This window comes from Mesorhizobium newzealandense, from assembly GCF_042682145.1.
In the GTDB taxonomy this organism is placed as follows: domain Bacteria; phylum Pseudomonadota; class Alphaproteobacteria; order Rhizobiales; family Rhizobiaceae; genus Mesorhizobium; species Mesorhizobium newzealandense.
Window position 1 is genome coordinate 44,520 of sequence record NZ_JBHUGZ010000015.1, and the last position, 15,296, is coordinate 59,815.

A 15,296-nucleotide genomic window follows, 5' to 3' on the forward strand; every position below is an offset into this window, starting at 1 on the left:
TTATTCGCCGGGCTGGAGGGCGGGCACGGAACCCGGCAATGGCTGTTCTTTGCGCTGGTAACCGCGAATGGTCATGGCGACATTCCATGCCATGATCAGGGCACCGGACAGATACATCGCACCGCCGATGGCTCGCATGACATAGTAGGGATGCATGGCGGCGACGGTTTCGGCGAAAGAGTAGACCAGGAAGCCCTGCTCGTCGTATTCGCGCCACATCAGGCCCTGCATGATGCCGGACACCCACATCACCGCCGCGTAGACCACGATCCCGAGCGTCGCCAGCCAGAAATGCCAGGTAACGAGCCGCAGCGAATACAGTCGATCGCGGTTCCACAGCTTCGGCACCATGTAATAGATCGCACCGAACGAGATCATGCCCACCCAACCGAGCGCTCCGGAATGGACATGGCCGATCGTCCAGTCGGTATAGTGTGATAGCGAGTTGACGGTCTTGATCGACATCATCGGGCCTTCGAAGGTCGACATGCCGTAGAAGGCGACGGCCATCAGCATCATGCGGATGATCGGATCGGTGCGGAGCTTGTCCCAGGCGCCGGAGAGCGTCATCACGCCGTTGATCATGCCGCCCCACGACGGCATCCACAGCATGATCGAAAACGCCATGCCGAGCGTCTGCGCCCAGTCGGGCAAGGCGGTGTAGTGCAGGTGATGCGGGCCGGCCCAGATATAGAGAAAGATGATCGCCCAGAAATGGATAACCGACAGCCGGTACGAATAGACCGGACGGTTCGCCTGCTTCGGCACGAAGTAATACATCATGCCAAGAAAGCCGGCCGTGAGGAAGAAGCCGACGGCGTTGTGGCCGTACCACCATTGCGTCAGCGCGTCCTGGACACCGGAAAACGCGGAATAGCTCTTGGAGCCCAGGAAGGAGGCCGGCATCGACAGGTTGTTGACCACATGCAGCATCGCGATGGTCACGATGAAGGACAGGTAAAACCAGTTGGCGACGTAGATATGCGGTTCCTTGCGCTTCAGGATCGTGCCGAGGAACAGGACGAGATAGGCGACCCAGACGATGGTCAGCCAGATGTCCACATACCATTCGGGTTCGGCGTATTCGCGGCTCTCGGTGATGCCGAGCAGATAGCCGGTCGCCGCCATGACGATGAAGAGCTGGTAACCCCAGAACACGAACCAGGCGAGATCGCCGCCGAACAGCCGCGCGCGGCAGGTGCGCTGTACGACATATAGAGACGTGCAAAGCAGCGCGTTGCCGCCGAAAGCGAAGACCACGCCCGACGTATGCAGCGGCCGCAAACGGCCGAAATTGAACCAGGGCTGGATGTTGAGATCGGGGTAGGCGAGCTGCAGCGCGATGACCACGCCGACCAGCATGCCGACAACACCCCAAAACATGGTGGCGATGGCGCCATAGCGGACCGGACCGTCCATGTAGGCCGTGGGGTCGATCGGAGCGGCGGGCTTGAACTCCGTGTTGCGCATCAGGATCACGGTGAAGCCAGCCACGGTGAAGAACAAAACCCACATGTGCTGGCGAAAAGTTTCATCCACGCCGAAGCCGGCGGCCACAAGGGCGGCAAAAGCAAACAGGCTCAAAAGGGCGATCTCTGTGCCGAATTTCATCGCAAGTCCCGATCTCGAATTCCCGCGGACGCCAAATCCGCGGTGCATTACTTGCCGAGCCGCCGCGTGCCCGCCATGATCCAGGTCAAAGCCGCACGAATTTACTGGGCAGCATTGAGCTCGGTGCAATCAGAAGGTGGCGATTGACTGAGAAAACGCAGCACGAGCCGCCTGTTCGTGAGAGAGTCCGACGTCCCCGGCCCGGCTTGGAGGCGATTCCGTACGATGTGATGAGAGGCGGCGTATCGGGAAAACTGAGGCTCTGCGACGCGCGCTGGAAAGCGTCAACAATGCCTTTCCGAACGTCTCAAATGTCTTGGCATAGGCAACGCGGGTCGTTCACTTCTCCGTGACGTTTATAGGTTCGAAGAGACGGTTCATTTTCCCGGCGTATGAGGCGTGCTTGACCTCGGCCGGAGTCGATCTTGCCTCCACCAGCCGGTTGCTCGTCGAGTATGTCGAGGATCAATGCTTCGCCGACGAAGTGGTCGAAACACTCCTGGCGATCGGCCATGGACCCAATAGACAATGCGGAAGCTGTCGGGTTCATGCTACGCGGCTCCTTCAAAGGCTTGCGGCGGGAGATCGCGATCGAAGAAGAGGCATGTCCCGCCGCGGCTCGGAGTATCGGACGTAGGTTCCGTCACTTAGGTCTTATTGAAAGAGCGGTTGTCGCGCGCCTCAGCCGCCGCAGCGCTGTTCCAGCCGGCTCATGTTGTCCACCGTCACATGGCGATTGTTCTCGATCCGGATTATGCCGTCAGCCCGCAATCGCGTCAGCTGTCGGCTCACGGTCTCGAACCTCAGTGCCAGGAAGTCAGCAATGTCGACACGCGTCAGCGGCAGATCGAAGCGCGCCGACCTGGCCGCCGGATCAACAGTCCGATCGATATTCCGGGCGATCGTGAGCAGAAAGCTCGCCACCTTTTCTGGTGCCGTCCTGCGCCCCACAGTCACCATCCATTCGCGGGCTGCGTCGAGTTCGATCAACGTCTGCTTGAATAGGCGATGCTCGAGTTCCGGTGCTTCCTTCATAATCCGCTCGACCGCCGCCTTCGGAAACGAGCACAAGGAGACAACTGTAGCCGCTTCCGCGTTGATCGGGCTTTCCACCTTGAAGGGCCGTCCCAGAAAATCCGGTGCGAACTGGAGGCCGACGATCTGCTGCCGACCGTCCGAAAGGCTTTTCGTCAGCTTGACCACACCTGAAAGCACGTTCGAATAGCTGTCGACGGCCTCGGCGTCGCCGATCAGTTTGACCCCGGGCTCGATTTTGTGACGCCACGAGGTCTTGGCGAGCCCGACCAAATGGTCTGGGTCGAGCGCACCGCAGGCACCGCGATGCCGTGCCTCGCAAGACAGGCAAAGGACGGGAATACCGGAACTGTGAATGTCCTGCTGTACCGTCATTACGCTCGCTTTTATTGATCCCAAATGCCGGCAGGATAACAATCGGTGCGAGAGAAATCCTGCGGCAGTTTGTCCATGCCGAGGGTTGACCGAAATCAATGCTTTGGCTCAGCGATGCATCTAGGGTCCCGCGATGCAAACACGGTGGACCGCGATATGCGACCGGAATTAGCTGCCAGACTTGGCGAGAACGTCCCGCGCTATACCAGTTATCCGACCGCGCCGCATTTCCATGCGGGCGTCGATGCTGCCGTTTACCGCGTCTGGTCGCAGGCGCTCGGAAGCGGTGACGAGATATCGCTCTATCTTCATATCCCCTATTGCGACAAGCTGTGCTGGTTCTGTGCGTGCCATACCAAGCAGACGCGTCATTACGAGCCGGTGGCCGCTTATCTGCGATCGCTGCATGGGGAGATCACCACGGTTGCCGGTCTTGTCAGCGGCAAGGGTCGTGTCCGAGCGGTCCATTTCGGTGGCGGTTCGCCGACGATGGTGAAGCCCGAAGATCTAGTCGCATTGGGGGTTCGCCTACGGGACAGCTTCGATTTTCTCCCGGACGCGAAAATCAGCGTCGAAATCGAACCCAATGACATGGATGAAGCACACCTGGATGCACTCGCCGAAATTGGCATGACGCGGGCGAGCCTGGGCGTGCAGGATTTCGATTCGAAAGTGCAAAAGGTGATCAACCGCGAGCAAAGCTTTTTGCAGACCAAGGCAGTCGTCGACGGAGTTCGTTCACGTGGCGTCGAATCGGTCAATCTCGATCTGCTCTACGGCTTGCCGCACCAGACCAGGGGGAGCGTCTGTTCCACCGTAGCGCAGGCGCTGACCCTGGAACCGGACAGGATGGCGCTTTTCGGCTACGCTCACGTGCCCTGGTTCAAGAAGCATCAAACGATGATCGAAGAGGCATGGCTCCCCGGTCCCACGGAGCGGTTCGCACAATCGCAACTTGCCGCACGAGCGATTGTGGACAAGGGATACGAAGCAATCGGGCTCGACCATTTCGCCAAACCGGGCGATGCGCTGGCGGTGGCTGCCCGCACAGGGGCCCTGCATCGTAACTTCCAAGGCTATACAGAGGATCGCTGCGAGACATTGATCGGTCTCGGTCCTTCGTCCATCGGCCGTTTTCGTCAGGGCTACGTCCAGAACATGGCCTCGCCCGCCGAGTACGGACGCATGGTCGCGGATGGCGGGCTGGCCGCCGTCCGCGGCATCGCGCTTTCCGACGACGATCGCGTCCGTGGCTGGATCATCGAGCGGCTGATGTGCGACTTCGCCTTCTCGGCGATCGATCTGGTAGAACGCTTCGGCGAAGCCGGCCAGAGGCTCCTTCAGCAGTCGAGTTCCATGGCCCTCCACGGTCCGGTTCGATTGCTTGAACTTGATGGCGACAAATTCGTTGTGCCGGCCGCAAGTCGCCCTTTCGTGCGAAGCATCGCGGCCAAGTTCGACAAATATTTCGAAAGTAGTACAGCCAGGCACTCGGTGGCAGTCTGAGCAACGCAGACGAACGGTCATCGTTTTCAATCGATCGCGAACCGATTGCCCTACGTTTGTGACCCTCCATCGGCGACCGTCGCATCAAGATAGGGTTTTGAGAACGGACTAGATGCGAGGGTCTTTGGCATAGGGCGACGATATCGCCGGGTCGTGTCTTCCTTTCGAAGCTCCTCAGTCGCCCGTGAAGAAAGCCATTCGGCACCGGCGTTGTAGGCGAGCCCCGTTTCAGAGGCTATTCCGGTTGAGCTGCGGAGGTCAGGCTGATCGTGGCTGGACCGGTGACGCCGCAGCGGTTGCAGCAGCGCCAAGAGGTAGGCAAACAAAAGCCTCAGCCAGTTGAGCAAGAGGCTGAAGTTGTAGCCGACGCCGGCGAGCATGGCGTTGTTGGCGTCGCTTCGGTGAAGGCCAGGAAGTTGCGGCCCATGCGGTGGTCCTGCTTGAGATGGCCGATGACCGGTTCGACAGCGGCCCGGCGTCGCAGTGCCCGCTTGATGGCCTTGGTGATGCCGCCCCTGGTAGCCGGCGACATGGACCTTGAACATCTTGTCCTTCGGCGCGTTGTGGCCGCGATAGCCGGCATCGGCGACGATCTTGCCGAGATTGGCACCGATAGCGGTTTCGATGGCGGGAATGACGGTGGCCAGTGTGTGGCCGTCATAGCGATTGCCGGGCAGCGCCTTGACATGGGCCGACGAACTGGCCGCCGCGGTTGCGCTGCAGCGTGGTGGCGACCGAGACCTCGACGCCGAACTCATAGGCTTGTGGGCCTACCCTTGCCGATGCATTCCACCTCGGGAGCGTGCAGGGAATAGACCTTGCGGCCGCGCTCGCGCTGCCGCTGGTCCCTGACGCGCCGGGCAAGCCAGCGGCAGGGCGAAGACCTGGGCAGTTCGGGCTGCCCGGCGAGCTTGCGGGTAATGTCGCGGATCACCGCGCCGAGCATGGTGCGCAGCCGCTTAAGCGCCCGGTTTGCGCGCTTGGACTGCTTGGCATGGGCATAACGCTGATGCTTGATCAGCGCGAACTTGCCGACCCGCGCATAGGACTGGCGCAGGCCGATGCCGCTTTTTTGGCCAACTTCACCAGCCACTCGCGGGCCCGATGCATCAGCTTGGCGTCGGTCGGAAAGGTGATGGCCTTCTCCTGCACTGTGGTGTCAACGATCACCGCACGGACGTCGGCCGGTTTGGCCGCCCCCCAGCCGCGTCGCTGCCGCAAGGCTCTCCTGGAGCAAGGCCATCAGCCGCTCCTCGCCCATGCGCAGACGTCAGCGAGCTGCGGTCGAAGGGGCAGGCGGTGCTGGAAGAACTCCTCGCCGCAGAACAGCTGGTAATAGGGGTTCTCAAGCCAGCGCTCGCACAGCGCCTAGTCGGATAGGTTGTGCATCGACTTGAGGATGGCCAGGCCCGCCATCAACCCGGTTGGCAGCGGCGGCCGGCCGGGGTCGTCGTCATAGACCGCGCCGAGCCGTTCTTCGAGGAAACGCCAGTCGATCGACCGGGCCAGTTTCACCAGCGCATGATCCATGTTGAGGATCTGGTCGAGCCGGGATCGCAACAGGTCGGTCTGTCCGCTTTCGCGTCGTTCCTTCGGCCGCATCGCTCGCTCCCTCGCAGCTTCGCATCAACCGTCGAATCACGCGTACGGGTACGCTTTCAATTTGCCGGAAATCGCAGCTCAAAGCCACGATTTTCGGCAAAATCAAACGCAAAGCTGTAGCAGAATCCTAATTGAATCAAAGCCTTCCGAGTTCGACAATGCGGCGCTTTCCGGACAGGTCGCCTAGTTGGGCCGATTGCGGACAGGCCGCTAAAGGCTTGGATACACGAGAAAGCGGGCAAACATCGTTATTGCAGCCTGCCCATCCTTGACGTTAAGCCTGAGGCACCTTGATGGCGCGCTTGGTCGAAGTTGAGAACTCGACGCGGATACGAGTTCTCAAACTGCTGGCCAACCAGCCGACCTAAAGGCATTCCTCCAAAAGGCGTATTTCCGTTCTCCCTGTCGATTCGACAACAACCACCCAATATCCCATAGTCAAGGACCGGTGTCGGGGGATGCCTTAATGCGTTGGGGTTTAGTGTCGATCGCGGTTGCCGCCTCTGTTATTTCGGGCTGTGCTGCCGACTATTTGAACAACTACGAGACGGTGACGCTGGCAGCGGGCGACTCGCTCAATCAGAACGAGTTGCTGCAAACGGTCGATCCGTTCAATCCGAACAGCAACAACACCAAGATCGAAGGCGATGGCCAGCGCATGACGACGGTTGTCCAGCGGTATCACGGCGTGGCGCCGCCTGCGGCCGCGCTCGGCCAGGTTCCAAACAGCAGCGTCGATCTGGACTGCGCTGGCGGCAAGGGGAACAACCCGGTTGTGCAAGGCCCGGTCGCGGTAGGCCCATCCGACCCAAATGGTCTCGATCGAGATCATGACGGCGTTGGGTGCGAGCGATAAGAATGCGCTCGAAACCGAATAGGTCGAAACATCCCCATAGGGGCAGAGTCCACCAATTAGCAGATAACCGGTACAATCGGCGAAGGTATGACCGTGGGCGCGGCGGTGACCGCGTGTCGTGGTGGGGAGTTGTTTTGTTTTTGATGATGCTAGATGCCGTAATGGGCCGGCCTTCGCGAGCATAGCCAGGTTGGGTGGCTGTCCCTCAGAATGAAGGTGTTGAAACGGAGTCCGAGCGATCGGCTCCAAACATCATGAGAGGACAGCCATGGAACATTATGCGGGAATCGATGTCTCTCTGGAAGAGAGCAGCGTGTGCATTGTTGACGGGACCGGAACGATCATGCGCGAGGTCAAGATCGCCAGCGAGCCGGAGGCGCTGGTCCGCTATTTCGACGAACTGGAATTGTCTGTTAGTCGCATTGGGCTCGAGGCCGGGCCATTGTCGCAATGGCTGCATGCCGGGCTTGTGGCCGCCGGACGCGATGCGATTTTGCTCGAGACGCGGCACGTGAAGGCGGCGCTCTCGGCTATGACGGTGAAGACCGACCGGAAAGATGCACGCGGGATCGCCCAACTGCTGAGGATGGGATGGTACCGTCCGGTTCATGCCAAATCGGTGACTTGCAAGGATAGCCGAGCCCTTCTTGTTGGACGCAAGCTTCTGCAAGGCAAGCTTCTCGACGTCGAACTTAGCATCCGCGGGATCTTGCGCGGCTATGGGCTGAAGGTCGGAGAGGTCAGTCGTGGAAAGTTTGAGACGCGCATCCGGGAGCTGACAGCAGGCCACGTCACTTTGGAGACGGTGATTGGTGCGATGCTGGCGGCGCGGATGGCGTTGTGGTGCGAGTTCAGCAAGCTCCATCGCGAGATGCTGAAGATCGCGCGCGCTGATAAGGTCTGCCACAGATTGATGAGCACACCTGGCGTTGGGGCCTTGGTCGCCCTGACCTATCGCTCGGCGGTGGACGACCCGATGCGGTTTGGAAAATCCAGTACGGTCGGAGCCTACTTCGGGCTTACGCCCAAAAAATATCAATCCGGTGAGACCGATCGGGACGGTGGTGTCAGCAAGGTCGGCGACGCCATGGTGCGAACTGCGCTCTTTGAAGCTGCGCACGTCATGCTGACGCGGGCGATCCGCTTCTCGAGCCTGAAGCACTGGGCGCTCGACGTGGCCAAACGTCGGGGCATGAAGCGCGCCAAGGTGGCCCTTGCCCGCAAGTTGGGCGTCGTGCTCCATCGCATGTGGGTGGATGCGACCGACTTCCGCTGGAGCAAGGCCGCAGCGATGGCATAGGAGATAGAGCGTTCGGAGCGAGCCGAAACGGCACCGCTCTCCTGAGGTCCCGTCGCCGGGACGAGGGCTTGGCAAGGTCGTGTGTAGTGCTGTGAATGCTTCGGCAAACCACGCTTCCTAGATTGACCTGTCAGCTCTGGATCTGATGGCATAGTGTGGCGGCCTTCGCGCTGACCACGGACAGAAGCATGATCCTGGCGACGAGATATCGTTCAGAGGGGACTTGACGAACGAAGGCCCATTACAGAAGCACTACTTTGGCAGATTTTTAGCAGCGGGCGCGTTTTTGGAATTCCCAAGAGAGAGTTTGCGTGATTCATGGGAGGTCGGCTTGTGGAGGGCCGATCAATGGATGTGGACTGGCAAGCCGATCTCGAGCACTGGCTTCAACCGTTTTTGGCAGGTCTTTCGCATCCAGCTCGGCGCCGGATGTGTCCGCTGTACATTGCTGGTCTGATCGGGCCGGGCGACCGTAAGAGCGTACAACCGATCAAGATGCTCGGAGAGATGCTCTGAGAGCCAACTTCCGATACTTCCTTCCGTCGAGGAGGTCTAACTGCCATCCGCACGAGGTCCTATGCGACGGGCGAAGGCGAAGATACGTATCCACGCCGCCAGCAGACATATCCATCGCGTTGAGGAGAGCCCCTTTTGCCCATTTTTCAGCCGATGATCCGCTACCTCAAGTCTCGCGAGCTGTTCGCTGGCATCGACCGTATGCCGGCATTGGGCACGCCGGTTAGCGCGCGGACGTTCGAGGTCACTAGTCCATCGACCGGCGAATTGCTGGCCGAACTCCCCGACATGGGTGTCGAAGAAACGCGCGCCGCCATTGACAAGGCCCATTGCGCACAGCCTGGGTGGGCAGCCCTGACGGCCCGGGAGCGCAGCGATATACTCTGGCGCTGGCACCAACTAATCGTGGATCACGCCGACGACCTCGCTGCCATTCTCACCGCAGAGATGGGCAAGCCACTCGCCGAAGCGAAGTCGGAGGTAACCCATGCGGCTGCGTATCTGCAATGGTACGCTGAAGAGGCCAATCGCATCTACGGGGAAACGATCTCTGCACCATCAACAGACCGCCGCATGCTGGTGATCAAGCAGCCGATCGGCGTCGTTGGTACGATCACGCCATGGAATTTTCCCGCCTCCATGGTTGCGCGCAAGATTTCGCCGGCTCTCGCCGCCGGCTGCACAATCGTGCTGAAACCTGCTGAACAGACGCCACTCGTGGCAGGCGCTATGTTCGCCCTGGCCCAGCTGGCCGGTTTTCCCGAAGGCGTGGTCAACCTTATCTACGCTTCCGAAGGCGACGCTATCGGCCGCGAACTCTGCTCCAACGCCAAGGTCCGCAAGATCAGCTTCACGGGCTCGACCGAGGTCGGCCGGCTCCTCATGCGTCAATGCTCGGACCAGATCAAGAAAGTCAGCCTTGAGCTCGGCGGAAATGCGCCTTTCATCGTCTTTGACGATGCAGATATCGATGCTGCCGTTGACGGTGCGATCCAGGCGAAATTCCGCAATGCCGGCCAGACTTGCGTTTCTGCAAATCGCCTTTACGTCCAATCCGGCGTCCACGATGAGTTCGTCGAAAAGCTCGCCGAAAAGGTTTGCCAGCTTTCAGTCGGTGACGGCTTCGATCCGGGGGTGTCCATTGGGCCGCTCATCGACAAACGCGCTCTGGCAAAGATCGAATCCCATATCGCCGATGCCGTTGCGAAAGGCGGAATCGTTCGATGCGGGGGCGATCGCGTCGGTATGGAAGGCACACTTTTTCAACCGACTGTCCTCACCGAGGTTTCTCGCGCGATGACAGTGGCGCAGGAGGAGACCTTCGGACCCCTAGCACCTATCATTCGCTTCCAAGATGCGGATCAGGTTGTCCGCGAGGCCAATGACACAATCTACGGGCTCGCAGCCTACTTTTATGCCTCCAACCTGAAACGCGTGTGGCGCGTGGCCGAAGCTTTGGAATATGGCATGGTGGGCATCAATACAGGACGAATGTCCTCGGAAGCAGCTCCTTTCGGAGGAATGAAGCAATCCGGCATCGGGCGGGAGGGGTCCCGCCATGGGCTCGAGGACTACCTCGAAATGAAATATCTCTGTATGGGCGGAATTTGAAGCAGGGCACGCGCCGGCCGAAACAGGGGTCGGAGCCGGGCTCGTCTTCGGCCGCGAGGGGACGGGGGCTTTGTAGAGCTGAACGGAAAAAGCAGACTCACCTGTTACGTGATAACCACATACTGGTGATAAGAAAGCTTAGCGGTAGGCAAGGCCGGCTCTGAAACAGGAAGCCAGATTGGCAAACAACCAACATATTTCGTACGATTTGTATCAGCCCGGCCAGAACTACGACGGGGTAACATCCAAGCTCAAAGAGCTTGGGAACTGGGCCAAAATCCACAAGTCTTTCTGTATGTGAACCCGTCCTATACGGCCAGCCATGCGGCGGCGCACGTCTGGTCCGCTATGCATACTCGCAATACGTATATGTCGTCGACGCCATGAACAACGAAGCGGCATGCACAATCTGTCGGACGATGCTACCAACTATATTAAGAACCAGTGGTACAAGTAGTCCTTTTCGTCATTTCGCCCTTGTAACGAACCTCATTTTTCTTCACGTTCTCGGCATCGACAGAGGGGCCGCAGAACGAACCCATAGCGGAGATCCGCGCCAAGAGCTCGGATCGATGAAGTAGTCGCTCAAACGTGCGCTTCACCGGCAAGACGCGCAACGGATCGCCCGATGCAAACCCGTGTTAACGGGGTCGAAATGGTAGCAGCGGTCGTAGCAATGGGGGTAGAAGTACACTGGCGCGGCGGCCCGGCGGCTGACACCACGCCGGCGCCCGGACCGCTTGTGCGACGTGGGGCCGGCCACCCCGGTAATAGAGCTACAGGGCGACCAGCTCGGCGAGCTTGGCCGCGACGTCTGCCATCAGATTTTCTGCAGTACTCAGCCCGCTTCGCGAACCGAGCAGGGGGCTGACTTCGCGGAGAGCTTCGTACGTCGTGTCGTGCACAATGGGGACGAGCAGGTCACGCGCTAGGAGTGCCGATAATTCTTTGTCGGCGATGCCCTCTCCTTGGAGGCGGCGCAGCAGCGCAGGGGTCACCAGCACGATCCCGACTCGCGACTTCGTCGCCCTTGTCGATTTCGCGGAGCAACCGCGTGCCGAGGGCGACGTCCTTCTCGCTGAACCAGACCGAGACACCGCGCAACTCGAGCAGATCGTGCAGTTCCGTGGCGGCCCCTCTCCGGTCGTCCCACGCATGGCAGAGAAAGACGTCCCGAAGGTCAGGCCGGGGCGCTCGCTTTTCGACGCTGTCGCGGACCGGCGTGAGTGCCCGCACCTCGGCAAGCGTGTACGCCACGGGCGAACCGGCTCGCGACCATCTCGGCCAAGGAGCCGCTTGCCGCCCTTTTAGGCCTTCGATCCGTTTGCGATGAATGGCGGCTTTCGAAAGTCAGAGAAAGACTTGGTAACGGCCGATTATAGGCGCGAAGCGGGCCAAATGGGTTCATCCAAACCGCGGTTCTTGCAAAAACCCTCTCGGCAATATAGCCCCACAAACGGCACAAACGGGACGTTAATGGAAAATGAAAGCACGATGACTGCATCCGACGAGCAGCACGACAACGCCGACTTGGTATCACTCTCCGCCGACATAGTTTCTGCATACGTGTCGAATAATCTGATACCAGTCCCGGAAAACGTAACCCGTCGTTGTTGGTACAATCCTCGCGTTCCGCCAGACATGGAGGCATGTCTCCATCGATAGATTCAACTCATCAGCCATCCGCCAGCTAGGCCAATGAACGCGTCTCGGTCCCTGGCCGCTTGGGGTATTTCCAACCGCATCGCACCGAGAAGCATGCGCATGTTGGTAGCGATCAAGTCCGCCAAACTCTTCACCTGACGCTTTTCAAGAGCACCGAGACAGTCCGCGAGGCCTAATGCAATCTCGGACGGATAACGCTGGTGCATGCGTTTGCGTGCCGCAGCACTTTCTATTCCCAGCGCCAGGAGAAACGCATTAAGCTGTTCTGGGGTAACTTCATCGAGCGTTTCCGCCTCACCGATCCTGTAAGCGAGCTCGTCGGTCAGAGTGTCGTCGAGCCTGGTCGGCAAGATATCGTAACGCGGCGCAAAGTGGATTCTGCCTCCAGGTTCATAGAGCAGGGCGAAGTTTTTTGCATGTCCATCGTTATTGCCTATCAGGAGATCAAATATCGTGGCCCTGATGAAGGTTTCCTTCGCCTGGGCGGGATCGACCGTCGCCTCAAGTATCCTGCGGATGCCCGAAACGTCGAAGCGCCGGCCTGCCTTGCCACGCCTTTCGTACTTCATCGAGACCGGCAAACCGAGGGCCTGCGCGAAATCCTCCTGATGAAGACGCACGATCCTGTTCTGTCGGTCTCTGCCTCGGTCGAAGCGGGTCACGAGTAGGGTCTCGATCCCGCCAATCGGCACTACAGAGACTTCGGCCGTGTCGAACCCCAGCGCCCCGGAAAGCCTCATCGCCTACATCAACTATTGCACGCAAGGTGGAGGGTTGGGGGGCCGGTGGGGGGGAGGAGGGGGACTGGTGGCCAAAATCCACGAGTCTTTCCTGTATGGTGAACCCGTCCTTATAGATACTATAAATAGCGACGGCCAGGCAGTAGAAACGAAGCGGGCCACTATCTGGTCCTGGTCCGCTATGCTTACTCGCAATACGGTATATGTCGTTACGTACGGGGGGGTATCCGATGGAACAGAGACGAAGCGGCATGGGGGTTGTGATTTTTTTTTGGGGGGGGGGGGGGTAGTTGATCATTGGGTGGATGGTTCTAAGCTAGTAGGTGAACAATGCAATTACAGCTAAAGTGTTAGGGTAATGGTATTTTCCATCCTTATCTTTGGCGGTCTTTGCCGCAGCGATCCAAGTGTTATATCTCAAGTGTATCAGCAACAGGTTTCAAAATATCGGAGATCAATTGTTCATGAGTAATCGTTAAAGTTGCATTGATTTTTACTAGCTGTTGCTAGCAGTTATTGTGGGTGTTATTTTCATTCACAGGCTGGTTAGAAAGATCCCAATTCAATATCGAAGCGTGTAACAGGAGGAAATGGTGGTTATGCTGGAGCACAAAGCAAAACACACATTTACCGCTTAAGGTAAAATGTGCTGGGTTATTCCAGTAATTTTTGCCTGTTTCATTCTTATTTCCAGCCTCCGACTATTGCACAGTTCTTCCCCGAACATATGTTATCGCAGTGGATTTATTGCAAACTTTAACTATTCTCACCCAGTGGGAAAGGAATCATATATGTTGCGGCTCCATTGTAGCCTTCACTATTTCTATGCATTTGTTCAGGTTAATCGAGCAAATGTCAGATAAGCTAAACAACCAAGGTGGATATGTTCTCAGGTATTCGTCCGGGTAAGATACGGAACAATATCTAACAAAAATCTTGTATCGTTTACCTTTTGTAGGATTCAATTTTCCTAGGCAGCGATTGCAATCTTACCAGTTATCTTTACGAAATTGGGAATCTTCCCTCCATCTGCACAGAATCGGTGGAACGAAGTATGTTAATCATTGTCCGCGTTTGCTTTAGAAACAATGAAGCAGCTAGAAAGTCCAACTGGTAAAACGCCATTACAAAGGGTTTATCAGCATTGAGTAGATGGGAAAATTGTCCTTCCTACATGCGCATGTACTCTGAGGGGAACAAGTGATGAACTTTAATTTTAATGGTGCTTCCTGTGCTGGTAAAGGTACACAAGCGAACCGATTGTTGCCCAAGTAATAACATCCCTCACATTTCAACATGAGACATGTTCCGTCAGCTATGAAGGCTGAACTGAAATGGGTGTTCTACATAAGCAACATCTTTTATTGATAAAGGTGCACTTGTTCCAGATGAAGTTACAATCGGATCGTTTTCGTGAACGTTTTTAAGTCAAGACGACTGCGTAAGAGGTTTCTACTAGAAACGGTTTCCCCACGGAACTGTTGCACAAGCATTCAGCTCTTGAAGAAATTATGAAAGATCTTGGCAAAAAATCACTATGTTTTAAACATTAATGGTGATCAGGGTTTGTTATTAAACGCTTTACAGCCGTCGCATTTGAAAGCAGGCCGGTGCGACTTACCACTTAGAATTCAATCCACCAGCAAAAGCTGATGTGTGCGATAAATGTGGGGTGGCGAATTATATCAACGACTCTGAATGACAATGGAAGTGAAACTGTGCAAATCGTTTAGATGTAATATTAAGCAAACAAAACTTTGCTTGATTTTCTACGAAGAGCTTGGTTCTTACAAAGCATTAAATGGTGGGCAAGATATCAATAAAGTATTTGCTTGATATCGATGTTCTCATCCGGAAGGCTTAGCGTAATGATAATCTGCAAAACTCTCGCGAGATAGAAATCAATGCGAGAAGCTGGCAGGATGCTGCTTTGACTCATCAAGAAGTTGAAACAGCACATTAACCTTCCAGAATTAACAACGAAAGAGCTCGATCAAATAGCGGAAAGAGCGAATTCAAAAATACTGGGTGCCTAAACGCCTCGTTTTAAGGATAAAACGTGATTTCCGGGGAGCATATTTGCTTCTGTAATGAAAGAGCTTACTTGTACACTATTCCAGGGAAGCGCAAGCTCAAAGAGGGCGATATCATATTATCGAGTATTGGTGCGAAATACATGGGTACCATGGAGATTCTGCATGGCGTATCCAGTTGTGGAAACATTTTCTGAATCTGTTCAAAGCTACTTTGATGTCACAAAAAATCGTTGTATCTTGTCTAGAACAAGAAAACAGGCGAGAGAATTTATCAAATATCTCACATGCGGTTTCAAACCCATGCTGAAGAAATGGATTCTTCGATCGTTAGGGAGTATGTTTGGTCACGAAATCGGGCAAGACTTACATGAGGACCCTCAAATCCCAGCCCTATGGTCCACCAAATAGAGGCCCTAGATTAAGCCGGGAATGGTCATCTGTGT

At 56.8% G+C, this 15,296-nt stretch carries 10 protein-coding genes and 3 pseudogenes; 6 read left to right on the plus strand and 7 right to left on the minus strand.

Annotation, left to right across the window (positions count from 1 at the left end; translation table 11 throughout):
- The 3 genes from ccoN to ACFSOZ_RS22815 all read right to left on the minus strand — a co-directional run bounded on the left by ccoN (position 1) and on the right by ACFSOZ_RS22815 (position 3,021).
- A complete protein-coding gene (ccoN, locus tag ACFSOZ_RS22805) occupies positions 1–1,611 on the minus strand; it encodes a cytochrome-c oxidase, cbb3-type subunit I (protein WP_095082122.1) in 1,611 nt (536 codons plus the stop codon).
- 307 nt (positions 1,612–1,918) lie between these two features.
- Positions 1,919–2,161, minus strand: a complete 243-nt coding sequence (locus tag ACFSOZ_RS22810) for a hypothetical protein (protein WP_167392002.1) — start codon at positions 2,159–2,161, stop codon at positions 1,919–1,921.
- A 131-nt stretch (positions 2,162–2,292) separates the two neighbouring features.
- Positions 2,293–3,021, minus strand: a complete 729-nt coding sequence (locus tag ACFSOZ_RS22815) for a Crp/Fnr family transcriptional regulator (RefSeq protein ID WP_095082125.1) — start codon at positions 3,019–3,021, stop codon at positions 2,293–2,295.
- Between the two features lie 156 nt (positions 3,022–3,177).
- On the opposite strand from ACFSOZ_RS22815, the gene hemN reads away from it, so the two are divergent.
- Positions 3,178–4,527, plus strand: coding sequence for an oxygen-independent coproporphyrinogen III oxidase (hemN, locus tag ACFSOZ_RS22820; protein ID WP_095084250.1), 1,350 nt, complete (start codon positions 3,178–3,180; stop codon positions 4,525–4,527).
- A gap of 293 nt (positions 4,528–4,820) precedes the next feature.
- On the opposite strand, the pseudogene ACFSOZ_RS22825 reads toward hemN, so the two are convergent.
- A pseudogene (locus tag ACFSOZ_RS22825) lies at positions 4,821–6,129 on the minus strand (IS5 family transposase); the annotation flags it as partial.
- Between the two features lie 481 nt (positions 6,130–6,610).
- Here ACFSOZ_RS22825 and ACFSOZ_RS22830 point away from each other — a divergent pair.
- The 4 genes and pseudogenes from ACFSOZ_RS22830 to ACFSOZ_RS22845 all read left to right on the plus strand — a co-directional run bounded on the left by ACFSOZ_RS22830 (position 6,611) and on the right by ACFSOZ_RS22845 (position 10,412).
- Positions 6,611–6,985, plus strand: coding sequence for a calcium-binding protein (locus tag ACFSOZ_RS22830; protein WP_245331022.1), 375 nt, complete (start codon positions 6,611–6,613; stop codon positions 6,983–6,985).
- A 268-nt stretch (positions 6,986–7,253) separates the two neighbouring features.
- Positions 7,254–8,285, plus strand: a complete 1,032-nt coding sequence (locus ACFSOZ_RS22835; protein ID WP_379101710.1) for an IS110 family RNA-guided transposase — start codon at positions 7,254–7,256, stop codon at positions 8,283–8,285.
- 311 nt (positions 8,286–8,596) lie between these two features.
- Positions 8,597–8,777: pseudogene (locus ACFSOZ_RS22840) on the plus strand (transposase); the annotation flags it as partial.
- Between the two features lie 177 nt (positions 8,778–8,954).
- Positions 8,955–10,412: an NAD-dependent succinate-semialdehyde dehydrogenase gene (locus tag ACFSOZ_RS22845; protein WP_378922012.1), complete on the plus strand. Its 1,458-nt coding sequence runs from the start codon at positions 8,955–8,957 to the stop codon at positions 10,410–10,412.
- A 776-nt stretch (positions 10,413–11,188) separates the two neighbouring features.
- Here the strand turns inward: ACFSOZ_RS22845 and ACFSOZ_RS38785 are convergent.
- The 3 genes from ACFSOZ_RS38785 to ACFSOZ_RS22855 form a co-directional block, all read right to left on the minus strand.
- Positions 11,189–11,410 (minus strand): hypothetical protein, encoded by a 222-nt coding sequence (locus tag ACFSOZ_RS38785; protein ID WP_465264470.1) that lies wholly within the window; start codon positions 11,408–11,410, stop codon positions 11,189–11,191.
- On the minus strand, positions 11,334–11,669 hold the full coding sequence (locus ACFSOZ_RS38790; RefSeq protein ID WP_342586850.1) for a toll/interleukin-1 receptor domain-containing protein: 336 nt from the start codon (positions 11,667–11,669) through the stop codon (positions 11,334–11,336). Before ACFSOZ_RS38790 ends, ACFSOZ_RS38785 begins: the two co-directional genes overlap by 77 nt.
- Before the next feature lie 410 nt (positions 11,670–12,079).
- Entirely contained in the window at positions 12,080–12,817 is a 738-nt protein-coding gene (locus tag ACFSOZ_RS22855) for a HipA domain-containing protein (RefSeq protein WP_379101712.1), read from the minus strand.
- Positions 12,818–14,429: 1,612 nt separating this feature from the next.
- Between ACFSOZ_RS22855 and ACFSOZ_RS38795 the strand changes: the two are divergent.
- Positions 14,430–14,519 (plus strand): annotated as a pseudogene (locus tag ACFSOZ_RS38795) (hypothetical protein); the annotation flags it as partial.
- Between the last annotated feature and the right edge of the window lie 777 nt (positions 14,520–15,296).